The organism is Microbacterium sp. SS28, from assembly GCF_022761035.1.
Classification (GTDB): Bacteria; Actinomycetota; Actinomycetes; order Actinomycetales; family Microbacteriaceae; genus Microbacterium.
The window spans coordinates 321,283-343,383 of record NZ_JAKWJP010000005.1 but is presented as its reverse complement, the minus strand read 5'-3'; the positions used below and the strand labels follow the sequence as shown (position 1 = coordinate 343,383).

Sequence of the window (22,101 nt, the reverse complement as noted above, 5' to 3'; positions counted from 1 at the left end):
ACCGGGGGATAACCCGAAGAGAAGACTCCGGATGCCTCGGGGGCGCGGGAAGACGCGCAGTCCTACCGTGGAGGCATGACCTCAGGAACCCCCACGCCGGCCCCACCCGTGGCGCCCTCGCCGCGCACCTCCGTCGCCTCGCCGCTGCGCGTCGCGGGCGCTGTCGCCCAGCTCGCGGCGCTCGGCATCCTCGGCCCCGCCGCCGTCACGCTCGTCTTCTCGTTCCTGGGCCTCGGCCTCGGGCTTCTGCCGATCCTCGGCGTCGGCCTGCTGTTCCTCGTCGCCCTCGTCTACATCCTCTTCGCGCTCGCGTGGATCGAGACGGCGCGCGTCGACGGGCTCTACGGCTTCGGCCTCGCGCCGCGACGCCTGCGCACCGAGCGCCGGCCCGGCTTCGGCGGATGGCTCGGGATGCTGTGGCGGCAGGCGATCGACCCGTCCGTGTGGCGGGGCATCGCGAGCCTCGCCGTCGCGACGATCCTCGGCTGGGTCGTCGTCGCGCTCCTCAGCGTCGTCGCGTCGGGCGTCGCCGTCGCCTTCTCCCCGCTCTATGCGAGTGGCGACGCCGTGCGCTTCGCCCGCACCGGCATCCAGGTGCCCGTCGAATGGGCGGTCGTCGCGGGCGTCCTCGCCGCGATCCTCGCGGTCGCCGCGATCGTCGGACTCGCGATCCTCGAGGGCGTGCTCGCCAGGGCCATCCTCGTCCCCTCGCGTGAGGCGCAGCTCGCGGAGGCCGCCCGCACCTCGAGCGTGCAGCGCGCCGGCGCCGTCCGCGCCGCCGACGTCGAGCGCACCCGCATCGAGCGCGACCTGCACGACGGAGTCCAGCCCCGGCTCGTCTCGGTCGGCATGACCCTCGGCCTCGCGCAGCAGAAGATCGATTCGGATCCGGATGCCGCGAAGGCCCTCATCGCCGAGGCCCACACCTCGACCAAGGCGGCCATCACCGAGCTCCGACAGCTCGCGCGCGGCATCCACACCTCCGTCCTCGACGACCGCGGCCTCGACGCGGCCCTGTCAGCCCTCGCGGCCCGGTCGGTCGTGCCCGTCCACCTCGACGTGCGCCTCGACGGACGCTGCAGTCGCGACACCGAGGCGGCCGCGTACTTCACGATCGCCGAGGCGCTCACGAACGCCGCGAAGCACTCGCGCGGCACCGACGTCCGCGTCACGGTGCGGCTGCGGGACGGCAACACGCTGTGGGCCCGCGTCGAAGACAACGGCATCGGCGGCGCCCAGATCGTCGCGGGCGGCGGACTCGACGGCATCGTCAACCGCGTCGTCGCGGCAGGCGGTCACGCCCGCATCGACAGCCCTCTCGGCGGACCCACGAGCGTGGAAGTGAGCATCCCGTGCGCATCCTGATCTGCGAAGACTCGGCACTGCTGCGCGAGGGCCTCGTGCGACTGCTCGAGGACGCCGGGCACACCGTCGTCGCCGCCCTGCCCGACGCGGGCCGCCTCGAAGACACCGTCGCGACGGCATCCCCCGATCTCTGCATCCTCGATGTGCGACTGCCGCCGTCGTGGACCGACGAAGGCATCCGCGCGGCGCTCGCACTGCGTGCCACGCGGCCCGACCTGCCCCTGCTCGTGCTCTCGCAGTATGTCGAGGAGCGGTACGCGTCCGACCTCATCGCGGCGAAGGGCGGTGCCCTCGGCTACCTCCTGAAGGACCGCGTCGCGGACGTCGCCGACTTCCTCGAGGCGATCGGCCGCATCGGCGCCGGCGCGACGGTGCTCGACCCCGAGGTCGTCGCGCAGCTGCTCAGCAGAAGGACGAGGGACGACCGGATGCAGCGGCTCACCGACCGCGAATCCGCCGTCCTCGCGCTCATCGCGGAGGGTCGCTCGAACCAGGCGATCGCGAAGGCGCTGCACGTCTCCGAGGGGAGCGTCGAGAAGCACGTGACGTCCCTCTTCCAGAAGCTCGACCTCGAACAGGACGAGTCCGGCAACCGGCGGGTGCTCGCAGCGCTCGCCCACCTCGAACACGGCGGCCCGAAGCCGCAGGACCACGGCGGCGCCGCGCCGCAGACAGGAATGAACCGATGACCACGATCCTCACTCCGCCGCCCGCGGGCACGGACGCTCCTCCGCCCCGGCCTCCCGCCTCGAACGGCTCCGGTCGCGTCGTGGCGGTCATCCTCATCGTCTTCGGCGGCCTCGTCGTGCTCGGCACGATGGTCTCGGCCCTGGTGTCGACGATCGCCTCGGGATCCGTCCAGACGACGACCCGCACGGTCGACGCGACGGGCGTCACCGACCTGGACGTCGATCTCGCGGCCGGTTCGCTGCGGATCGAGTTCGGCGACGTGACCGACGCCGAGCTCGAGGTCACGGGAGCCGGCGGCGCCGAGCGCTGGACGCTCCGCAACGACGACGGCGACCTCGTCGTCTCGTCGCCGGACGGATGGTTCAACGGCGGTGGCTGGCCGTTCGGCGGCTGGCTCTTCGGCGACAACCGGGCGGGCGACGGCGTGCTGACGCTGCCGCAGTCCCTCGAGGGGACGGATGCCGACATCACCCTCGCCGCCGGCGAGCTGGTCGTCGACGAGGGCGACTTCGGCGACGTCGAGCTCGACATGGGCGCGGGCCGCACGCGGTTCGAGGCATCCGTCGACTCGTTCTCGGCCGACGTCAGCGCAGGCGCGGCCGAGCTCGCGCTCGACGGAGCCCGCGAAGCGAGCTTCTCGGTCAGCGCGGGCGCGCTGGACGCCGTTCTCACGGGTGCGCAGCCGCGGACGCTCGACCTTCAGGTGAGCGCGGGATCGCTCGACATCACGGTGCCGGAGGGCGAGTACGACGTGACGTCGGATGTCTCGGCCGGCAACTTCGACAACCGGGTGGGCTCCACCCCCGGCGCCTCGTCGACCGTGACGGTGGACGTCTCGGCGGGCAAGGCGATCCTGCGCGCCGGCTGAGCCGCTTCCACGCGAGAGGGCCCCACCTGGACGGTGGGGCCCTCTTCGCGTGCGCGTTGCGTTCGCGGGTCAGCGGACGAATCGCACCTCGGTGAGCGTCTCGCCGAGGAACGGCTCGGTGTGCGACGCGCCGTCGAGGGCGAAGCCGTTGCGCGCATAGAAGCCGTGCGCGCGCGGGTTGTCTTCGGCGACCCAGAGGTACACCTGCTCCTCGTGGTTCACGACCGAGTCGAACAGCTTCTGCCCGATGCCGGTGCCGTGCCACGCGTCGAGCAGGTAGATGAAGTACAGCTCGCGGAACCGCGGCGCATCCTTGTCGCGGGCCGGGCCCGACCCCGCGAAGCCGACGATCTCGCCGTCGACGAGCGCGGCGAACATCCTGAACTCGGGACCCTGGACGGCCCAGTGGGTCCAGAGCTCGGCCATGCGGCGCGGCGAGATCTTCTCGAGCGCGGCCTTGCTGATGAGGTGGTCGTAGGTCTCGTGCCAGGTGGTGGCGTGGACGCGCCCGAGGGCTTCTGCGTCGACGTCCCTGACCGGACGGACGACGATGTCGGTCTGGATTTCGGCTCCCATGGGGGCACTCTACGCTCGCGTCGGCGAGGCGAGAAATCCGCGGGATGCCGCGCCCCGCACCGTGCGTGTCCGGTTGCCGTCGCGGCGCGCGGGCGCTCGTTCGCGGAACCGGTCCCATCCCTGTGAGGGCGCGGATCACGGTTCCTCGTGGCGGTGATCCGGTTGGTGGGTCTCGGTTTCAGGCCCGCTGGGACGGGATCTCATGCTGGTGGAGCTGTTGTTCGGCTGGTGAGCCCGCCGGGGCGTGGGCCGCGTTCGATCGCGGAGTCTGCTGAAGTGTCGAGCGCGCTCAGTCGAGTCGGACTCAGTTGATGATCTCGGCGCGCTCCGCGTGGAGCACGGCGAGTCGTTCCCGCCACGCCTGCAGCGCTTCGGGGGTGAGTCGCGTCCAGTCGGTCACTTCGCCGAGGACCCGAAGCGGCTCACTGCTGCGGTACGACCGCGTCGGATTGCCCGGGAACTTCTTGTCGGTCACGTTCGGGTCGTTCTCGAAGTCGCCCGTGGGCTCGACGGCGTAGACGTGCGGTTCGCCGTCGCCGGACACGAGTTCCGCTGCGAGTCCCGCGCCGTCACGCAGCGCCGTGAAGTAGATGTGATTCATCACGATCTCGGGGCGATAGTTCGAGGGGAAACCCGCGGTCAGCAGCTCTCCTTCGCGGAGGACGGCTTTCGTGCCGTGGAAGAACGGGCCCTCGTCCAGTGGCTGGTTCACCCCGACAGCCTACGGCGGGCTCTGTCTGCCGGTCGATGCCCCCGCCCGACAGCACCGGCCCCGGTCGCTGAGCGTGCCGAGACGTCGGACCTCGGCATCCTCTTCTCCACAGATGCCGCTCGAAATCGAGTTTGCACAGCATCCTGATTCGTCGCGTGATCTGGACATTTTCGACCTCTTCGATGTCGGAGGCCCCCGCGAGAATGATGCGTATGGAACATCTCGCCGCCGCACTCGACGACCTCGGCGATGCCGTCGTCGGGCTTGCGGGCGCGACCCTCGGCGACGGAAGGCTCGCTCGAGCTGCCGATCAGGAGCTGCTCGAGGTGATGGCCGCTGCGGCGCGGCTCGCACGCGGCGCCGAGGCCCTGCTCATCGAAGCGACGGCCCAGGTGGTCGAGCGTTCGAACGCGGCCGCCGTCTCGGATCGCCTGACGACCCGGCTGGGGTGCAGGTCGGTCGGCGAGCTCGTGCAGCGGGTGACTCGGGTGTCGAAGCGCGCCGGGGCCGACCTCGTCACTGCGAGCGGGGCGGTCCTGCAGCCGATCGCGCCTGCGACGGGCGAGGTGCTGCCGGCCGGGCTTCCCGGCATGCGCGCTGCGCTCGCAGCGGGCGAGGTCGGCGTCCACGGGGTCTTGGCGGTCGCGGAGTCGTTGCGGGGGTGCTCGGCCGGGCGAGCGCAGATTCTCGCGGCCGACGAAGAGCTCGCGGCCGCAGCGCGAGGAGAAGGGGTGGATGCTGCGCCTCCCGTCTGCGCCGAAGAACTCCGCGCGCTCGCATCGGTGTGGGCGATGTACCTCGACCAGGACGGTGCCGAGCCGCGAGAGTCGCGGGCACTCCGCACGCGCAGCCTGACCCTGGGCACGTGCCGCGACGGGATCGTGCCCGTACGAGGCGCATTGCTCGCCGAGGTCGCGGGCCAGCTGCAGCGGCTTTTCGACAGTGTGCTCAACCCGAAGCTCGACGCGCCGGTCTTCGTCGAAGACTTCGAGGGCGACGAACCGTCGCCCGTGATGGCCGACGTGCGATCGCGCGCGCAGAAGCAGCACGACGCGCTCGCGACGATCCTCAATGCGGCCGCAGCATCGGGAAGCCTGCCGCAGCTCGGTGGATCAGCGCCCACGCTCGTCGTATCCGTCCGCGCGGAAGACCTCCAGAGCGGCCGAGGCTTCGGCCATGTCGGCGGTGTCGACGAGCCGGTCTCGCTCGCGGCGGTCCGGCACATCGCGTGCTCGGGAGCTGTGCAGCGCGTGGTGTTCGACGAGCGCGGCCGCATCGTCGAGCTCGGATCGCTCGAGCGGATCTTCACGCATCACCAGCGCCGCGCGATGGCGCTGAGAGACGGAGGATGCGTCATCCCGGGCTGCCACGTGCCCGCGGCGTGGTGCGAGACGCATCACGTCGTCGAGCACTCGCACGGCGGACCGACGCATCCCGACAACGGCGTGCTGCTGTGCTGGTTCCATCACCGCACCCTCGAGTCGAGCGGGTGGCAGATCAGGATGCGGCTCGGGATTCCCGAGGTCCGCGGGCCCTCCTGGTGGGATGCGCACATGCGATGGCGACCGGCGACGAAGTCCCCGATCCGCATGCGGGAGCGGATGTCGCAGCGAACATGAGCGGCGGTCGTGTGTCGGCAACCGACAAGCGATCCGGCGAATCGTGGACGACTGGCTACGATCGCTCCTCGTGAACGTGATCTGGCGCACCCTCCTCGTCACCATCGGCGCGCGACTGCGCATGCGGCTCGGCCGCCGGCTCGGGCCCACCGAGGTCGGGCGCATCCGGCTCACGACCCTCCCGACCGACATCGACGTCCTGCGCCACATGAACAACGGCCGCTACCTTTCGCTCTTCGATCTCGGCCGCTGGGACCTCCTGACCCGCACGGGCATGGCCGACGCGATGCGGCGCCACGGCTGGTACGCCGTCGTCTCGAGCGAGACCATCACGTTCCGCAAGTCGCTCGAGCTGTGGCAGCAGTTCGTCGTCGAATCGCGCCTCATCGGCCATGACGACAAGGCGATCTACCTCGAGCACCGCGCCGTCGTCGACGGCGAGGTCTACGCCCGCGCGATCATCCGTGCGCGCATGCTCAAGCGCTCCGGCGGCACGCTCTCGCACGACGAGCTCTTCGCGGCCGTGGGCCGTCCAGAAGGGCTGCCGGACGTCGAGCCGTGGGTTCACGAGTGGGCAGCGGCATCCGCTCTGCCCTCGACGCGCGCCGCGGCCCCGAGCAGCTGGTCATAGACCTGATTAGCGCACGACCGCCGGGCTGGCAAGGGGTTTGCACGGCCCTGAAGCGTGGGGTTTCGTAGGCAGGCACGGCCGAGAACCCTTCGGTCGCAGCCGCTGAGGAGGGTCCCGTGGACAGCACAGCACTCATCTGGATCATCGTCGCCATCGCGATCGCGTTGGTGGTGGTGATCGTCATCGCGTTGGTCGTCTCGCGACGCAATCGCGGACGCCGCGACACGCGCCGGCACGAGAAGGCGGAGGATCTGCGCGCGCAGGCACGCCGCTCGGCCGTCGCGGCCGAAGAGGTCGAAGCCCGCCGTGCGCGAGTTCAGGCCGACGCCGCCACCGCATCGGCCGAAGCCGAGCGCGCGAAGGCGAAAGCCGCTCAGGCCGAAGTCGACGCCCGCCGCTACGCCGACGAGCACGCGCGCGAAGCCGAGGAGCACCGGCAGAAGGAAGCCGAGATCCTGCGCAAGGCCGACGAGATCGACCCCTACGCAGGAGATGCCGACCGCAGCGCGGGAGGCGCCGGGACCGCCCGCACCGGCGCCGCCGACACGACTGCGACGGCTCCCGACCGCGACCCGCGCGTGCGTCACTACGACGACGACGACCGCACGACGACGAGCGACCCGGCCGTCGCTCCGGACCGGATGACGGCACGCGCCGACGACCCTGTCCGGGTGGACGACGCCGAAGTCCCCGGCCCGCGCCGGTCGGGCAGCACGATCTGACCGCCGCCCATGCGTCTCGGGGCACAGGCGCCCCGGGGCGCATGGGCACGCCCGCCGACCCGCGGAGCCGCTCACGATCCGTGATCGGTCGCGTCGAGCGGGCCGCGGGCCCTGAGCCAGACACTCCGAGCCCGGACGGCACGACGAGGACGCTCGGTCGTGGCCGCGCACGGGACGGCTCCTCCCGATGCGGGCTCGGATGACGGATGCTGGAATCATGCCGACATCGCAGCCTGACGCCGCGCCGTCCGAGCCGACCGACGGCGACCTCGTCGTGCGCGCAGTCGCCCTCGCGCAGCGCTGGGTGGACGAGAGCGTCTCGGCGCAGGTCGATCCCGCCGCGGAGCGCCTCGCGGGCGTCCTCAAGGATCCCGACGGCCTGCCATTCACTATCGGCTTCGTCGACGGAGTCATGCGGCCCGAGAGTCTTTCGGCAGCGGCATCCACTCTGCATCGCATCGCGCCGCTCGTGCCGGAATTCCTCCCGTGGTGGCTGCGCGGCGCCGTGCAGGCGGGGGGCGCCCTCGCGCCCGTCCTGCCCACCCCGGTCGTGCCGATCGCGCGCCGCGTGCTGCGCGAGATGGTCGGCCACCTCGTCGTCGACGCGCGTCCCGAGAAGCTCGGCCCCGCGATCGCCGCGCTGCGCGAGGGCGGAGCGCGCCTCAACCTCAACCTTCTGGGCGAGGCCGTGCTCGGCGAGCGCGAGGCGCTGCGCCGGCTCGAAGGCATCCACGACCTCATCCGGCGTCCGGACGTCGACTACGTCTCGGTCAAGGTGTCGGCAGTCACGAGCCGCATCTCGATGTGGGCGTTCGACGAGGTCGTCGAGCAGGTCGTCGAGCGCCTGCTGCCGCTCCATCTCACGGCCGCGGGCATGGCGACCTTCATCAATCTCGACATGGAGGAGTACCGCGACCTCGACCTCACCGTCGGGGTTTTCACGCGCCTCCTCGACGACCCCCGGCTGCGGGACCTCGAGGCGGGCATCGTCCTTCAGGCGTACCTCCCCGACTCGGTCGATGCCCTCGCTCGCCTGACGGCGTGGGCGCAGGAGCGGGTCGCCGCCGGGGGAGCGGGCATCAAGATCCGCCTCGTGAAGGGCGCGAACCTCGCGATGGAGCGCGTCGACGCCGCGATGCACGGATGGACGCTCGCGACCTACGACGCGAAGGTCGACACCGACGCGAACTACCTCCGCTGCCTCGACGCGGCCCTGCGTCCCGAGAGCACGCCGGCCGTCCGCATCGGCGTCGCGGGGCACAACCTCTTCGATATCGCGTACGCGTGGCTGCTCGCGGGGGAGCGCGGCGTGAGCGACGCGGTCGACGTCGAGATGCTTCTCGGCATGGCGCAGGGCCAGGTCGCCGCCGTCTCGCGCGAGGTGGGACCCGTCCTGCTCTACGTGCCCGTCGTGCGTCCCGACGAGTTCGACGTCGCGATCAGCTACCTCGTCCGCCGGCTCGAGGAGAACGCCTCGAGCGACAACTTCCTCTCCTCCGCCTTCGACCTCGCCGACGACCCGGCGGCCTTCGATCGCGAGCGCGACCGCTTCGTCGCGTCGCTCGAGCGCTCGACCGATCCGGAACTGCCGGCGGCCCCGCGGCGCACGCAGGATCGGGCCGAGGGTGCCGCCGCGCTCGGGCCGCGCGCGTCGACGCGCATCCTCCGTGACGGACCGGCCGACGAGGACGCGGGACTCACGGAGGTCGTGCTCGGCATCGCCCGGACCGCCGCGGCCGACGACGCCGGCGATGAGCCCACGGCCGAGCCGAGCGCCGAGGCGCAGCTGTTCGGCGGCGAGGCCTTCGTCGAGACCGCCGTGTTCTCACGGCGCGAGTCCGGCACGCGCGCGACGGGTGCGCCGGGGTTCCGCAACGCACCCGACACCGATCCGGCGCTCCCCGCGAACCGGGCGTGGGCCCGCGGCATCCTGTCCCGCATCGAAGTCTCGACGGCGGGAGACGCGACGATCGACGCGGCGGGCGTCGCCGACGAGGCCGCTCTCGATGCGATCGTGCAGAGGGTTCGGGATGCCGCTGCCGCGTGGGGCGCGAAGCCCGCGGCCGACCGGTCCGCCGTGCTCATCGCGGCTGGGCGCGCGCTCGAGGCCCGGCGCGGAGAGCTGATCGAGGTCGCGGCGTCCGAGACGGGCAAGGTGTTCGCCGAGGCCGACGTCGAGGTGAGCGAAGCCGTCGACTTCGCGAACTACTACGCCGCGACGGCGCGCGAGCTCGACCGCGTGAGCGGCGCGGTCTTCGTCCCCTCGCGCGTCACGGTCGTGACCCCGCCGTGGAACTTCCCCCTCGAGATCCCCGCCGGCGGCGTGCTGGCGGCGCTCGCCGCAGGATCGGGCGTCGTCTTCAAGCCCGCGCATCAGGCGCGCCGTTGTGCCGCCGTCCTCGCCGAAGCGCTGTGGGAGGCGGGCGTCCCGCGGGACCTCCTCGCCCTCGTAGCGCTGCACGAGGGCGCGCTCGGACAGCGGCTCGTCTCGCATCCCGACGTCGACCGCGTCATCCTGACCGGCTCATGGGAGACCGCTCAGCTCTTCCGATCGTGGCGCCCCGACCTGCCGCTCCTGGCCGAGACGAGCGGCAAGAACGCCATGATCGTCATGCCCTCCGCCGACCTCGACCTCGCGGCATCCGATCTCGTGCGCAGCGCCTTCGGTCACGCGGGTCAGAAGTGCTCGGCCGCCTCGCTCGTGATCCTCGTCGGAGCGGCGGGCCGCTCGCAGCGATTCGCGCGCCAGATCGTGGATGCGACGACGTCGCTGCGGATCGGCCTTCCGAACGACCCGCGCTCGGAGATCGGCCCCGTCATCGAGACGCCGCACGGCAAGCTCGCGTGGGCGCTCACGACCCTCGACGAGGGAGAGCAGTGGCTCGTCGAGCCGACCCTGCGAGAGGCGCAAGGACCGGATGGTGTCGGGCCCGAATACGCGGGACGCGTCTGGACCCCCGGCATCCGCACACACGTGCAGCCGGGATCCCGCTTCCACCTCGAGGAATTCTTCGGCCCCGTTCTCGGGGTGATGCATGCGTCCTCGCTCTCGCACGCGATCGAGCTGCAGAACGCCGTCGATTACGGCCTGACCGCGGGACTGCACACGCAGGATCCGCACGACCTCGAGGTGTGGCTCGAGCGCGTCGAGGCGGGCAATCTCTACGTCAATCGCGGCATCACGGGCGCGATCGTGCAGCGGCAGCCGTTCGGAGGCTGGAAGCGCTCCTCGGTCGGCGCGGGCGCCAAAGCGGGCGGTCCGAACTACCTCGTCGGCCTCGGATCCTGGCGCGCCTCGGCCGGCGGCAAGGCGTCGAAGACCCTGCACCTGCGGGGCCTCGACTCGCGTATCACCGACGTCATCGAGGCGGCGCAGCCGTCGCTCGACTACGAGGAGTTCGAGTGGCTGCGGCGGGCCGCCTTGTCTGACGCGATCGCGTGGGATCGCGAGTTCGGGCAGGTGAAGGATGCTTCGCACCTCGGCATCGAGCGCAACCTCTTCCGCTACCGCGCCGTGCCGCAGGTCGCCGTCCGCGCGACCGCCGACGCCCCGTGGCACGCCGTGCTGCGCGTCGCCCTCGCGGGAGTGCGCTCGGGGGCGGGCCTTGCGATCAGCGCGCCCGCCGGGCTCCCCGCGGCGGTCCGCCGCGCCCTCACGGACGAGCGCGTGCACGTCTTCGTCGAGAGCGACGAAGAGTGGATCGAGCGGATGTCGCGTCCTGCGGCGACGGAGGCCGCGGCATCCCGTCCCTCGCGTGTGCGTCTCGTCGGCTCGACGGCCGCCGTCGACGCCCTGCACGAAGCCCTGGCGGCGGCCGTCGGCGGCGACCCCGACCTCGCGGTGTACACGAACGAGGTGACGACTGCGGGGCGGCTCGAGCTGCTGCCGTTCCTGCGCGAGCAGTCCATCACGATCACGGCGCACCGCTTCGGGAATCCCGACCGCTGGAGCGACGAGGTCATCTGATCGGAGCCGACTCGGCCGCGTCTCCCTATCGCGGACATATCGGCGTCGCTAGTCTGTGAGACGCGCTCGAGCGGGGGTTCGAGGGCGGGATCTCGAGTGAAGGGGCAACATCATGGCGGATGCAGCAGCACCCCAACCCGGAGGCGACGCCAAGGGACGCAGTGCCCGGTTCTGGGTGCTCGCGGCCATCATCGGCGTCGCGATCATCGTCGCCGGTGTGCTCATCTACAACGCGTCGATGGCGGCGTTCACCGCCACGACTGACACGGGCGGGGACACCTTCTCGACGGGCACGATCGACCTCTCGAACGACAGCGAAGCCTCGTCCGTCTTCGAGCTGACGGATCTGGCGCCCGGCGACACGGGCACCGACTCGGTCGTCGTCACCTACACGGGGGGCGACATCGACTCCGAGGTGCGTCTCTATGCGAGTACGGAGGGCGCCGACCAGACCCTCGCCGCCGACATCGGACTGACGATCACCGCCGAGGGTGCGGAGCCCTCGGAGTGGACCGGCACGCTGCTGCAGTTCCAGGGCCTCACGACGTATGCGGACGGGATCCTGCCCGTCGTCCTCGCGGACGGCGAGACCGAGACCTACACCGTGACGTACGAGGTGCTCGAGTCGGCTGGCCAGGGGGAGAGCGCGGATGTCACGTTCGTCTGGGAGGCGCAGAGTCAGTGACGCCATCCCGTTGACGGCCCAGCCGTCGCGGGGAGAGCCACCCGGCTGGCACGGACGCCCGCTCGAGGATCTGCCGTGGGCAGTCGTCATCCGGGTGGCGGTGTGCTGGGCCGTCGTGTGCATGATCCTGACGCTTCTGGCCGCCGCATTCCTGCCGCGTCCGTTCGGCTTCATCGGGACGACAGTCGTCACGGGCTCGATGATGCCCAACATCCAGCCTGGAGACGTCGCGCTCGTGCAGAATCTCCCGGAGTATGGCCTCGGCCAGGTGATCCTCTTCCCGAACCCCGCCCGTCCCGAGCAGCGGATCATGCACCGGATCGTGGAGATCCGCGATGACGGCATGCTCGTGACGAAGGGCGACGCCAACGAGATGCGGGACTCGACTCCCGTCGATCCCGAGACCGTCATCGGCGTCGGCCGCATCCTCGTGCCCGTGATCGGACTGCCGATCGTGTGGGCGGCGAACGGGTACTTCCTGCTCGTCCTCCTGACTGTCGCGCTCACGGCGCTCGTCGTGCGGGGAACGCTGCGGATCGAGCTGTTCCCCTGGGTGAGCAAGCGCGCGTTCGTGCGCGCCATCATCGAGAGCACCGTCGTCATAGCGATGCTCGCGGTCGCGGTGTTCGTCATCTTCGTCGGAGTCGCGCGCTCGGCGCACGCCGCTTTCATCGAGCGATCGGTCACCGAGGCCTCATGGGCGATGGCGGGTTCGACGCCGACGCCGACGCCGACTTCGGAGCCCTCGGGGACATGTTCGATCACGGACTGGATCCCTGAGCATTGGCCGAACAACCAGGTCGTGCACTTCAAGGTTGTCAACAACACCGGTTCTCCGATCGTTCCCGATCCGGACGGCTGGGTCCTTGTGTGGACATGGACGAGTGACGAGCAGATCACCGTCTCGGGAGGCGCAGAGTTCCTCAATCAAGTCGATCGAGTCGTCACGTATCAGGCGTACACGTGGTCGCGTATCGAGCCGGGGGAGGGCGAAGCCGCCTGGCTGCAGATCACGAGCGCCTCCGATACATTCCTCCCACCGAAGGACTTCCTCCTCAACGGTGCTCCATGCGATTTCATCCCGGCTGCGGGTGATCCTGTGCGCGAGGTTCCAGCGCCTCCGTCGAGTCAGCCGTGAGCAGATCCCTACAACGTTGTAGAACCCACTAGAGTTGTCCCAGACTCTCGGGGAGGACGCATGGCGGCGACATTGCACGATGTGGCGCGCATCGCGGGGGTGTCGATCAAGACGGTCTCGAACGTCATCAACGACTACCCGCACATCCGGCCCGCGACGCGCGCCAAGGTCGAGCAGGCGATCGCCGAGCTGGGCTACACGCCCAACCTCACGGCCCGCAATCTGCGCTCCGGGCGGACGGGTGCCATCGCGCTCGCGGTCCCCGATCTCGCGCTGAGCTACTTCGCCGAGCTCGCCGCTGAAGTCATCGCCGAAGCCGAGCGGGCGGGCGTCGTCGTGCTCATCGAGCAGACCGGCGGCGATCGCACGCGCGAGCTCGAGCTGCTGAACAGTCCGCGCCTCAAGCTCACCGACGGGCTCATCTTCAGCGCCCTGGGAATGGGGCAGGAGGATGTCGCGGCCCTCGAAGTGTCGTATCCGATGGTCCTGCTCGGCGAGCGCATCTTCGACGGGCCCGTCGATCACGTCACGATGCAGAACGTCGAGGCGGCCCGCGCCGCGACGGAGTACCTGCTCGCGTCCGGACGGAAGCGGATCGCGGTCGTCGGGGCGCACACGGACGAGGTCATCGGCTCGGCCGGTCTGCGCCTGCGCGGGTATCGCGAGGCACTCGAGGCCGCCGGCATCCCGTACGACGATGACATCGTCGCCTACACGACGCTGTGGCATCGATCCAACGGCGCTCGGGCGATGCGCGAGCTGCTCGAGCGCGGCGCCGAGTTCGACGCCGTCTTCGGCCTGAACGACACGCTCGCGCTCGGCGCGATGCGCGCGCTCCAGGAGGCGGGCATCCACGTGCCCGACGACGTCTCGGTCGTCGGCTGGGACGATCTCGACGAGGCGCAGTTCTCGATCCCGTCGCTCACGACCGTGGATCCGGGTCGCCCGTGGATCGCACAGACCGCCGTGCGGACGCTTCTCGCGCGCATTGCGGCGCCCCTTTCGGGGCAGCAGGCGGCGCTGCAGCTCGCGCAGTTCGAGGTCGTCGAGCGGGAATCCGCACCCGCTCGCGTCGCCTGACGCCTTCGCGCGCACGGTTTCGCAATGAGGCTTGACAGGATGCAGTCGCTTCGCCAACATGTCCTTTACAACGTTTACTTTCTAACGTTGTAAATCTGCGAGGCACAGCGCGGCGCCCCCACGCGAACCCCCGCATCCACTCCGCAAGACATCGGTGTCCGCACCGCGAAGAGGAAGCACACAGCCAATGAAGTCGAAGGTTCTGGCCGGTTTCGGCGTCGCCGCCGTTGCCGCAGCGACACTCACGGGATGCGCATCAGGCGAAGCCGCGGCATCCTGCACGAACGAGATCAAGCAGCCCGACGCGACCCAGGTCTCGGTCTGGGCCTGGTACCCCGCGTTCGAGCAGGTCGTCGACCTGTTCAACGAGACGCACGACGACGTCCAGGTCTGCTGGACGAACGCCGGTCAGGGCAACGACGAGTACACGAAGTTCTCGACGTCGATCGAATCCGGCAGCGGCGCTCCCGACGTCATCATGCTCGAGGCCGAGGTGCTCTCGAGCTTCTCGATCCGTGACGCGCTCGTCGACCTGTCCGAATACGGCGCCGCCGACGTCCAGGGCGACTACACCGAGGGCGCCTGGAAGGACGTCTCGTCGGGATCGGCCGTCTACGCCATCCCGGTCGACGGCGGTCCCATGGGCATGCTCTACCGCAAGGACATCCTCGACCAGTACGGCATCACGCCGCCCACGACGTGGGACGAGTTCGCCGACGCGGCGCAGACGCTGAAGGATGCCGGTGCCCCCGGAGTCCTCGCGGACTTCCCGCCGAACGGCCGCGCCTACACGCAGGCGCTCTTCGCGCAGTCGGGCTCGGTGCCGTTCACGTACGACAGCGCGAACCCGCAGGAGATCGGCATCGAGGTCAACGATCAGGGCGCGAAGGACGTTCTCGCGTACTGGGAGGACCTCTCCGCCGAGGGCCTCGTCGCGGTCGACGAGGCGTTCACCGCCGACTACAACACGATGCTCGTGGACGGCACCTACGCGATCTACGTCGCGGCCGCATGGGGCCCCGGCTACCTGCAGGGCCTCGAGGGCACCGACGACAGCGCCGAATGGCGCGCCGCACCGGTTCCCCAGTGGGACTCCGCGAACCCCGTCCAGATCAACTGGGGCGGTTCGACATTCGCCGTAACGAGCCAGGCGAAGGACAAGGAAGCAGCCGCGACCGTCGCGAAGGAGATCTTCGGCACGGAGGAGGCCTGGAAGATCGGCATCGAAGAGGCCGCGCTGTTCCCGCTGTGGAAGCCGATCCTCGAGTCGGACTACTTCGCGAACCTCGAGTACCCGTTCTTCGGTGGGCAGCAGATCAACAAGGAGGTGTTCCTCCCGGCAGCCGCGGGCTACTCGGGCTTCACCTTCAGCCCCTTCCAGAATTACGCGTACGACCAGCTCCAGGAAGAGGTGACGGCGGTCGCCGTCGAGGGTTCGAAGAGCTCCGACCAGGCGCTCGACGACCTGCAGGCGACGCTCGAGAAGTACGCGACCGACCAGGGCTTCACGCTCGAGTGAGCTGACCGGGGCCGGCCCGACGACGGCCGGCCCCGCCATCCGTCTTCCGCATCATCTGAAAGGCAACCGTCATGGCGACCGACGTCATCGCACCCACCGCGCCGCCGCGGCGCGGCAGCCGGCGCAGCGCGATCCACCGCACGCAGAACGTGGGATGGCTGTTCATCGCGCCGTTCCTCGCGATCTTCGCGGCCTTCTTGATCTTCCCCCTGATCTACGCGTTCGGCATGAGCATGTTCAGCTCGACGCTCGCGACCGGGACTAAGTTCGTCGGCCTCGAGAACTACCTCAAGGCCTTCACCGATCCGCTGTTCATCGGCGGCCTCGGCCGTGTCGCGCTGTACGCGATCGTCATGATCCCCGCGCAGCTGCTCGTCGCCCTGACGGCGGCGCTCGTGCTCGACACCCTGGCGACGTACCTCTCCAAGACGTCGCGCCTGCTGATCTTCGCGCCGTACGCGATCCCGGTCGTGATCGGCGCCCTCATGTGGAGCTTCCTCTACAGCCCGCGCTTCGGTCCCGCCGGAACGCTCTTCGACCTGTTCGGGCTCCCCGCGCCCGACTTCCTGTCGGCCGGCACGATCTTCTTCAGCCTCGTCAACATCGTGACGTGGCAGTGGTCGGGCTACTACATGATCGTCATCTACGCGGCCCTCCGCGCGATCGATCCCTCGGTCTACGAAGCGGCCCGCATCGACGGCGCCAACGGCTGGCAGATCGCGACGCGCATCAAGGTGCCGATGATCTCGTCGTCGATGGTCATGGTCATCACGTTCGCCCTCATCGGAACGCTGCAGTTCTTCACCGAGCCGACCGTCCTGCGCAGCGTCGCCTCCGGCGCGCTCCCTGCCGATTACACGCCGAACATGTACGCGTTCGCCCTCGCGTTCAGCTACAGCCAGTTCAACTACGCCTCGACGATCGCGTTCTCGCTCGCCATCGTCGTCTTCATCGGATCGTTCGGGTTCCTCTTCCTGACCCGTCGACAGAGCGGACTCAAGTGATGGCCGTCCTTCCCGCAAACGCCCTCGACACGCAGAGCATCACGGCGACCGAGCGCACCCGTCTGAGCCGCGACGACAAGCGCCGCGCACGCGACGAGCGCCGCCGCGCGGCCGGCGGCCGCCGCATCGGCTCGCACATCCTGCTGATCATCATGGCGATCTACTTCGTCATCCCGATCTGGTGGCTCTTCGTCGCGTCGACCAAGAGCACGGGCAGCCTCTTCTCGAGTCCGGCGTTCTGGTTCGACGACCCGTCGGCGTTCTTCACGAACATCGTGGGCCTCTTCCAGCACCAGGGCGGCATCTACTGGCGCTGGCTCGGCAACTCGTTCGTCTACGCGTTCGTGTCGGGCATCGGAGCGACGATCGTCGCCGTCCTCGCGGGCTACGGATTCGCGAAGTACCGGTTCCGCGGCCGCGGGTTCATGTTCGGCATGATCCTCGGCTCGGTCATGGTGCCACTCACGGCCCTCGTCATCCCGACGTTCATGCTGCTGAGCCAGTACGGGCTCATCAACACCCCGTGGGCCGTCATCCTGCCGTCGCTTCTCAATCCGTTCGGCGTCTACCTCATGCGGGTCTACACGCAGGACGCCGTCTCGGACGAGCTGCTCGAAGCCGCGCGCATCGACGGCGCGGGAGAGTGGCGCACGTTCGCGACGATCGTGGTGCCGCTGCTCAAGCCCGCCATCGTCACGGTGCTGCTGCTGTCGATCGTCGGCACGTGGAACAACTTCTTCCTGCCGCTCGCCGTGCTCACCAACCCCGACCTGCTGCCCGTGACGGTCGGCCTCAACCGCTGGCTGGCACTCTCGAACTCCGGTGCCGGCGGCGAGCAGGTCTGGAACCTCATCACCTCGGGCGCCTTCATCTCGGTGCTCCCGCTCCTCCTGTCGTTCCTGTTCCTGCAGCGCTACTGGCAGGGCGGCCTGACCGTCGGCAGCGTCCGCTAGCCGTTCCGCTTCACACGACTTCGCTCACTCGACCAGAAAGCACGAACAATGCCTTCCGCACGACTCACCGTCGATCCTCATTTCTCGATCGGACCGATCCGACGACGCCTCTTCGGCGGATTCGTCGAACACCTCGGGCGCCACGTCTACGACGGCATCCACGAGCCCGCCCACGAGACCGCCGACGCGGACGGCTTCCGCCAGGACGTCGTCGACCTCGTCAAGGAGCTCGGCGTCTCGACGATCCGCTACCCCGGCGGCAACTTCGTGTCGGGCTTCCGCTGGGAGGACTCGGTCGGTCCCGTGGAGGAGCGCCCGCGCCGCCTCGACCTCGCCTGGCACTCGACCGAGACCAACGAGGTGGGTCTGCACGAGTTCTCGTCGTGGCTCGAGAAGGTCGGCAGCGACCTCATGATGGCCGTCAACCTCGGCACGCGCGGCACGCTCGAGGCGCTCGATCTGCTCGAGTACTCGAACATCCGCGGGGGCACGACACTGTCGGAGCAGCGCCGGGCGAACGGCCGCGACGAGCCCTTCGCCGTCGAGCTGTGGTGCCTCGGCAACGAGATGGACGGCCCCTGGCAGCTCGGCCACCGCTCGGCCGACGACTACGGCAAGATCGCGTCGCAGGCCGCGAAGGGGATGCGGCAGCTCGACCCGTCGATCCAGCTCGTCGTCTGCGGATCGTCGTCGGCGCACATGCCGACCTTCGGCGAGTGGGAGCGCGTCGTGCTGACGCACACCTATGACGACGTCGACCTCATCTCGTGCCACGCCTATTACGAGGAGCGAGGCGGCGACCTCGGCAGCTTCCTCGCGTCGGCCGTCGACATGGACGGCTTCATCGAGACCGTCGTGGCAACGGCCGACCATGTCGGCGCCGTGCGCGGCTCGAAGAAGAAGATCGACATCTCCTTCGACGAGTGGAACGTCTGGTACATCGATCGCTTCCACGGCGTCGACAAGATCGAGGGCATCGACAACTGGCCGGTCGCACCGCGCCTGCTCGAGGACGTCTACTCCGTCGCGGACGCCGTCGTGTTCGGCAACCTCATGATCTCGCTGCTCAAGCACGCCGACCGCGTCGCGAGCGCCTCGCTCGCGCAGCTCGTCAACGTCATCGCGCCGATCATGACCGAGCCGGGCGGGCCCGCGTGGCGCCAGACGACGTTCTTCCCGTTCTCGATCACTTCGCGTCTCGCGCAGGGCGAAGCGCTGCAGCTCAAGCTCGAGTCGCCCACGTACACGACCGAGGCGTACGGCGAAGTGCCGCTCGTCGACGCCGTCGCGACGTTCGACCGCGAGTCCGGCAAGAGCGCCGTCTTCCTCGTGAACCGCAGCCAGGACGAGGCCGTGACGCTCACGATCGACGTCGCGGCGCTCGGCGAGGTCGGCATCCTCGAGACGCACACGATCTCGGACGACGACGTGTACGCGAAGAACACCCTCGAAGACCGCGAGCGCGTCGCGCCCCGTGCGAACGACTCGGCCGTCATCGAGGCCGGCGCGCTCACCGTGACGCTGCCGCCGGTGTCGTGGACGGCCATCGCGCTCGGCTGATGATGACGGATCGACGGATGCCTCGCCGCATGCCCATGCGGCGGGGCATCCGCCCGTCGCGGCACAGGAGCGGCATCCCGCTCCTCGCGGTCGGTCTGGTCGCGCTCGTCGCGCTGCTGACCGGATGCGCGCCGAGCGGCGCGTGGGAGCTGAAGGGCGACCTCGCGACGCACGACCCCGCTCTCGCGAAGGACGGCGACACGTGGTTCGTCTACTCGACGGGCGGCGGGACGGTCGCGAACGGCAACATCCAGGTGCGCTCCTCGGCGGACGGGCGCACGTGGCGCTACGCGGGCGAGGTCTGGCAGACCAAGCCCGAGTGGCTGCGTGAGCAGGTGAAGGGCGTCGACAACCTGTGGGCGCCCGAGCTCGTCGAGCATGACGGCACGTGGTACCTCTACTACTCGGCGTCGACGTTCGGCAAGAACACGTCGGTCATCGCGCTCGCGACGAACACGACGCTCGATCCCGAGGATCCCGCCTACGAGTGGGTCGACCAGGGGCCGGTGATCGATTCGACGGGCGCCGACGACTTCAACGCGATCGACCCCGGCATCGCGACCGATGAAGACGGCACGCCCTGGATGGCGTTCGGCTCGTTCTGGAGCGGAATCCGCATGGTCGAGCTGGCGTGGCCCGACGGGCTGCGTGCCGACGACGCCGAGCCGCTGCGCCTCGTCGACCGGCAGAGTCCGCCGAACGCGGTCGAGGCCCCCTATCTCGTCGAGCACGACGGCGACTGGTTCCTCTTCGTCTCGTTCGACTCGTGCTGCCGCGGGTCCGACAGCACGTACCGCATCGCGGTCGGACGAGCGGATGCTCCGACGGGGCCCTTCCTCGACCGCGACGGCGTTGCGCTGACCGAGGGCGGCGGGACGATTCTGCTCGAGACGGACGGCGCGCGCGTCGGGCCGGGCGGGCAGTCGATCGCCGAGGGGATGCTCGCGTTCCACTGGTACGACGCCGACATGAACGGGCAGTTCCGGCTGGGGCTCGCGCCGCTCCAGTGGGATGCCGACGGGTGGCCCGCCGTCTCATGGTGATGCGTCGGGTGCGGGCGTGCGGCATCCGGAATGTAAAGAATTATTGACACATCCGCCGCCTCGGGCGTATCTTCTGAATGTCAAACATTTTAGACATGAAGGAGGTGCGCCATGGGCTACTCGGAGCGCATCACGTGGTCGCAGCTGATCGCGAGCTCCGTCGGCACTGTCGTGTACCTCGCGATCGTGCTGCCGCAGCTCGGCGGCACCCCGGTCACCGAGATCGAGTGGGTGTGGCCCATGATCTGGACGATCCTCGGCGCGATCGTGCTCTCGATCGTCGTCAGCATCGCGTGGGGCATCGCCGCGGGCATGCGCGACCCCGAGACCGAGCACAGGGCGGACCAGCGCGACCGCGAGATCGAGTGGTTCGGCGACCGCACCGGTCAGGCGTTCCTCGTCCTCGGATCGCTCAGCGCGCTCATCCTCGCGATGGTCAGCGCTGACTGGTTCTGGATCGGCAACGCGCTCTTCCTGGGCTTCTTCCTCTCGGCGCTGCTCGGCGGGATCGCGCGGCTCGTCGGCTACCGCCGGGGATTCCAGTGATGGTCAAGCCCACGCGCGTCACCAACTCCATCCGCCTTCTCCGCGAGACCGAGGGCCTCACGCAGGCCGAACTCGCCCGTCGCGTCGGCGTCACCCGCCAAACGCTCATCGCGATCGAGCAGGGCCGGTACTCGCCGAGCCTCGAGCTCGCCTTCCAGCTCTCGCGCGTCTTCGGCCGAGGCCTCGACGACGTCTTCCAGTACCCCGAGGAGTCTTGACATGAACCGGCAGACGGATGCCGCGGCTCTGCCCGCGACGATGACCGCGTGGACGCAGCACCGGTACGGAGGCCCCGAGACCATTGCGGACGAGACCCTCCCGGTGCCCCGCCCCACGACGGGCGAGGTGCTCCTGCGGGTCCGCGCGACGGGCCTCAACGCGGCCGACACGCACCTGATGCGCGGCGAGCCCCTGCTGCTGCGACTCATCTTCGGCCTGCGTCGACCGAAGCATGCCGTGCGCGGCATGGACGTCGCGGGAACCGTCGTGGGTGTCGGCGAGGGCGTCGCGGACCTCGCGCTCGGCGATGAGGTCGTCGGTGAGCTGCCCGGCGGCGGACTCGGCTCCTACTGCATGGCACCGGTCGGCCGGCTCGTCGCACGCCCCCTCTCGGTGCAGCCGTCCGACGCGGCATCCCTCCCCATCGCGGCCGGGACCGCGTGGCAGGCGCTCGCGCTCGCGGATGTCGGCGAAGGCGGCCGCGTGCTCGTGATCGGCGCGTCGGGCGGCGTCGGGACCTTCGCGGTGCAGCTCTCGGTCGACCGCGGCGTCGACGTGTGGGCACTGACGGGGGAGCGGTCGATGGAGCTCGTGGCGGGGCTGGGTGCGTCGCGCGTCTTCGACTACCGCGCCGTCCAGCCGGGCTCGGCGGAGATCCCCGACGACTCGTTCGACGCGGTCCTCGACATCGCGGGCACGGCACCGCTGAGGGCGCTTCGGCGGCTCGTCCGTCCGGGCGGCCGCGTCGTGCTCGTCTCGGGCGAGGGAGGCCGGATACTCGGGCCGATCGGGCGCATCCTCAAGGCGTCGGTGCTGTCGATCGCGTCGCGGCGCGGCCTCCGTCCTCTCGCGGCGACCGCGAAGCCGGAGGTGCTGCGGCAGCTGCTCGACCTCGTCGCGGCTGGTCGCGTGCGCCCCGTGATCGAGCGCAGCTACCCGCTCGACGCGGCGGGGGCGGCGCTCGCCCATCTCGACGCGGGCCACACCGTGGGCAAGGTCGTGGTCGTCGCCTGACCCTCTCTCCCGGGCGGGCAGCCGGCGACACGGAAGACGCTCTCGTGCGGCATCCGGTCACAGGAGATCCGCAACCTGCGTGAGACAATGGGAGCGGCGTGCCCGTGTCGCTTCCCCTGGCAGCTGGAGTTCCTGGGCGAACACAGCGGGTCGGGGGCCGGCGGGCCAGTGGACAGAGTCCGCCGCACGT

20 protein-coding genes are annotated in these 22,101 nt (G+C 69.9%); 18 read left to right on the top strand and 2 right to left on the bottom strand.

Features of this window, described 5'->3' with window-relative positions; genetic code table 11:
• Positions 1-75 precede the first annotated feature (75 nt).
• Genes MJ607_RS15625 through MJ607_RS15615 form a run of 3 tightly spaced genes read left to right on the top strand, consistent with a single transcriptional unit; the run spans position 76 to position 2,923 of the window.
• A complete protein-coding gene (locus MJ607_RS15625; protein ID WP_243076527.1) occupies positions 76-1,365 on the top strand; it encodes a sensor histidine kinase in 1,290 nt (429 codons plus the stop codon).
• Positions 1,353-2,054 (top strand): response regulator transcription factor, encoded by a 702-nt coding sequence (locus MJ607_RS15620; RefSeq protein ID WP_243076526.1) that lies wholly within the window; start codon positions 1,353-1,355, stop codon positions 2,052-2,054. The genes MJ607_RS15625 and MJ607_RS15620 overlap by 13 nt, the downstream gene beginning before the upstream one ends.
• Positions 2,051-2,923, top strand: coding sequence for a hypothetical protein (locus tag MJ607_RS15615; protein ID WP_243076525.1), 873 nt, complete (start codon positions 2,051-2,053; stop codon positions 2,921-2,923). Before MJ607_RS15620 ends, MJ607_RS15615 begins: the two co-directional genes overlap by 4 nt.
• Positions 2,924-2,992: 69 nt before the next feature.
• On the opposite strand, the gene MJ607_RS15610 is transcribed toward MJ607_RS15615, so the two are convergent.
• Both MJ607_RS15610 and arr read right to left on the bottom strand, forming a co-directional pair.
• Complete coding sequence (locus MJ607_RS15610; RefSeq protein WP_243076524.1) at positions 2,993-3,499, bottom strand: GNAT family N-acetyltransferase; 507 nt, start codon at positions 3,497-3,499, stop codon at positions 2,993-2,995.
• A gap of 304 nt (positions 3,500-3,803) precedes the next feature.
• The gene (gene arr, locus MJ607_RS15605; RefSeq protein WP_243076523.1) at positions 3,804-4,211 is read right to left on the bottom strand and encodes an NAD(+)--rifampin ADP-ribosyltransferase; all 408 of its coding nucleotides are present in this window, start codon (positions 4,209-4,211) and stop codon (positions 3,804-3,806) included.
• A gap of 212 nt (positions 4,212-4,423) precedes the next feature.
• Here arr and MJ607_RS15600 point away from each other — a divergent pair, with 212 nt between their 5' ends.
• The 15 genes from MJ607_RS15600 (at position 4,424) to MJ607_RS15530 (ending at position 21,911) form a co-directional block, all read left to right on the top strand.
• A complete protein-coding gene (locus tag MJ607_RS15600) occupies positions 4,424-5,830 on the top strand; it encodes an HNH endonuclease signature motif containing protein (protein ID WP_243076522.1) in 1,407 nt (468 codons plus the stop codon).
• A gap of 70 nt (positions 5,831-5,900) precedes the next feature.
• Positions 5,901-6,461, top strand: coding sequence for an acyl-CoA thioesterase (locus MJ607_RS15595; RefSeq protein ID WP_243076521.1), 561 nt, complete (start codon positions 5,901-5,903; stop codon positions 6,459-6,461).
• 116 nt (positions 6,462-6,577) lie between these two features.
• On the top strand, positions 6,578-7,183 hold the full coding sequence (locus MJ607_RS15590) for a hypothetical protein (protein WP_243076520.1): 606 nt from the start codon (positions 6,578-6,580) through the stop codon (positions 7,181-7,183).
• 217 nt (positions 7,184-7,400) lie between these two features.
• Positions 7,401-11,150, top strand: coding sequence for a bifunctional proline dehydrogenase/L-glutamate gamma-semialdehyde dehydrogenase (locus tag MJ607_RS15585; RefSeq protein ID WP_243076519.1), 3,750 nt, complete (start codon positions 7,401-7,403; stop codon positions 11,148-11,150).
• A 112-nt stretch (positions 11,151-11,262) separates the two neighbouring features.
• A complete protein-coding gene (locus tag MJ607_RS15580) occupies positions 11,263-11,835 on the top strand; it encodes a TasA family protein (protein WP_243076518.1) in 573 nt (190 codons plus the stop codon).
• 10 nt (positions 11,836-11,845) lie between these two features.
• Complete coding sequence (locus MJ607_RS15575; protein ID WP_243076517.1) at positions 11,846-12,973, top strand: signal peptidase I; 1,128 nt, start codon at positions 11,846-11,848, stop codon at positions 12,971-12,973.
• A gap of 60 nt (positions 12,974-13,033) precedes the next feature.
• Positions 13,034-14,053 carry a LacI family DNA-binding transcriptional regulator gene (locus MJ607_RS15570; protein ID WP_243076516.1) on the top strand — a complete coding sequence of 340 codons (1,020 nt, stop codon included), beginning with the start codon at positions 13,034-13,036 and terminating at the stop codon, positions 14,051-14,053.
• Positions 14,054-14,240: 187 nt separating this feature from the next.
• The gene (locus MJ607_RS15565; RefSeq protein WP_243076515.1) at positions 14,241-15,572 is read left to right on the top strand and encodes an ABC transporter substrate-binding protein; all 1,332 of its coding nucleotides are present in this window, start codon (positions 14,241-14,243) and stop codon (positions 15,570-15,572) included.
• 71 nt (positions 15,573-15,643) lie between these two features.
• Positions 15,644-16,576: a carbohydrate ABC transporter permease gene (locus MJ607_RS15560; protein ID WP_243076514.1), complete on the top strand. Its 933-nt coding sequence runs from the start codon at positions 15,644-15,646 to the stop codon at positions 16,574-16,576.
• Positions 16,576-17,529, top strand: a complete 954-nt coding sequence (locus MJ607_RS15555; RefSeq protein ID WP_243076513.1) for a carbohydrate ABC transporter permease — start codon at positions 16,576-16,578, stop codon at positions 17,527-17,529. The genes MJ607_RS15560 and MJ607_RS15555 overlap by 1 nt, the downstream gene beginning before the upstream one ends.
• Positions 17,530-17,577: 48 nt before the next feature.
• Complete coding sequence (locus MJ607_RS15550) at positions 17,578-19,089, top strand: alpha-N-arabinofuranosidase (RefSeq protein WP_243076512.1); 1,512 nt, start codon at positions 17,578-17,580, stop codon at positions 19,087-19,089.
• Between the two features lie 17 nt (positions 19,090-19,106).
• A complete protein-coding gene (locus MJ607_RS15545; RefSeq protein ID WP_243076511.1) occupies positions 19,107-20,132 on the top strand; it encodes an arabinan endo-1,5-alpha-L-arabinosidase in 1,026 nt (341 codons plus the stop codon).
• Positions 20,133-20,243: 111 nt separating this feature from the next.
• Entirely contained in the window at positions 20,244-20,678 is a 435-nt protein-coding gene (locus MJ607_RS15540; protein ID WP_243076510.1) for a hypothetical protein, read from the top strand.
• On the top strand, positions 20,678-20,896 hold the full coding sequence (locus MJ607_RS15535) for a helix-turn-helix transcriptional regulator (RefSeq protein ID WP_243076509.1): 219 nt from the start codon (positions 20,678-20,680) through the stop codon (positions 20,894-20,896). The genes MJ607_RS15540 and MJ607_RS15535 overlap by 1 nt, the downstream gene beginning before the upstream one ends.
• 1 nt (position 20,897) lies before the next feature.
• The gene (locus MJ607_RS15530; protein ID WP_243076508.1) at positions 20,898-21,911 is read left to right on the top strand and encodes an NAD(P)-dependent alcohol dehydrogenase; all 1,014 of its coding nucleotides are present in this window, start codon (positions 20,898-20,900) and stop codon (positions 21,909-21,911) included.
• The last annotated feature ends 190 nt before the right edge of the window (positions 21,912-22,101 follow it).

Excerpts from the sequence above, each read along its gene's own strand:
- MJ607_RS15625 (WP_243076527.1), top strand. The coding sequence starts at position 76 with ATGACCTCAGGAACCCCCACGCCGGCCCCACCCGTGGCGCCCTCGCCG.
- MJ607_RS15615 (WP_243076525.1), top strand. The coding sequence starts at position 2,051 with ATGACCACGATCCTCACTCCGCCGCCCGCGGGCACGGACGCTCCTCCG.
- MJ607_RS15610 (WP_243076524.1), bottom strand. The coding sequence starts at position 3,499 with ATGGGAGCCGAAATCCAGACCGACATCGTCGTCCGTCCGGTCAGGGAC.
- MJ607_RS15600 (WP_243076522.1), top strand. The coding sequence starts at position 4,424 with ATGGAACATCTCGCCGCCGCACTCGACGACCTCGGCGATGCCGTCGTC.
- MJ607_RS15585 (WP_243076519.1), top strand. The coding sequence starts at position 7,401 with ATGCCGACATCGCAGCCTGACGCCGCGCCGTCCGAGCCGACCGACGGC.
- MJ607_RS15580 (WP_243076518.1), top strand. The coding sequence starts at position 11,263 with ATGGCGGATGCAGCAGCACCCCAACCCGGAGGCGACGCCAAGGGACGC.
- MJ607_RS15570 (WP_243076516.1), top strand. The coding sequence starts at position 13,034 with ATGGCGGCGACATTGCACGATGTGGCGCGCATCGCGGGGGTGTCGATC.
- MJ607_RS15565 (WP_243076515.1), top strand. The coding sequence starts at position 14,241 with ATGAAGTCGAAGGTTCTGGCCGGTTTCGGCGTCGCCGCCGTTGCCGCA.
- MJ607_RS15560 (WP_243076514.1), top strand. The coding sequence starts at position 15,644 with ATGGCGACCGACGTCATCGCACCCACCGCGCCGCCGCGGCGCGGCAGC.
- MJ607_RS15555 (WP_243076513.1), top strand. The coding sequence starts at position 16,576 with ATGGCCGTCCTTCCCGCAAACGCCCTCGACACGCAGAGCATCACGGCG.
- MJ607_RS15550 (WP_243076512.1), top strand. The coding sequence starts at position 17,578 with ATGCCTTCCGCACGACTCACCGTCGATCCTCATTTCTCGATCGGACCG.
- MJ607_RS15545 (WP_243076511.1), top strand. The coding sequence starts at position 19,107 with ATGCCTCGCCGCATGCCCATGCGGCGGGGCATCCGCCCGTCGCGGCAC.
- MJ607_RS15540 (WP_243076510.1), top strand. The coding sequence starts at position 20,244 with ATGGGCTACTCGGAGCGCATCACGTGGTCGCAGCTGATCGCGAGCTCC.
- MJ607_RS15535 (WP_243076509.1), top strand. The coding sequence starts at position 20,678 with ATGGTCAAGCCCACGCGCGTCACCAACTCCATCCGCCTTCTCCGCGAG.
- MJ607_RS15530 (WP_243076508.1), top strand. The coding sequence starts at position 20,898 with ATGAACCGGCAGACGGATGCCGCGGCTCTGCCCGCGACGATGACCGCG.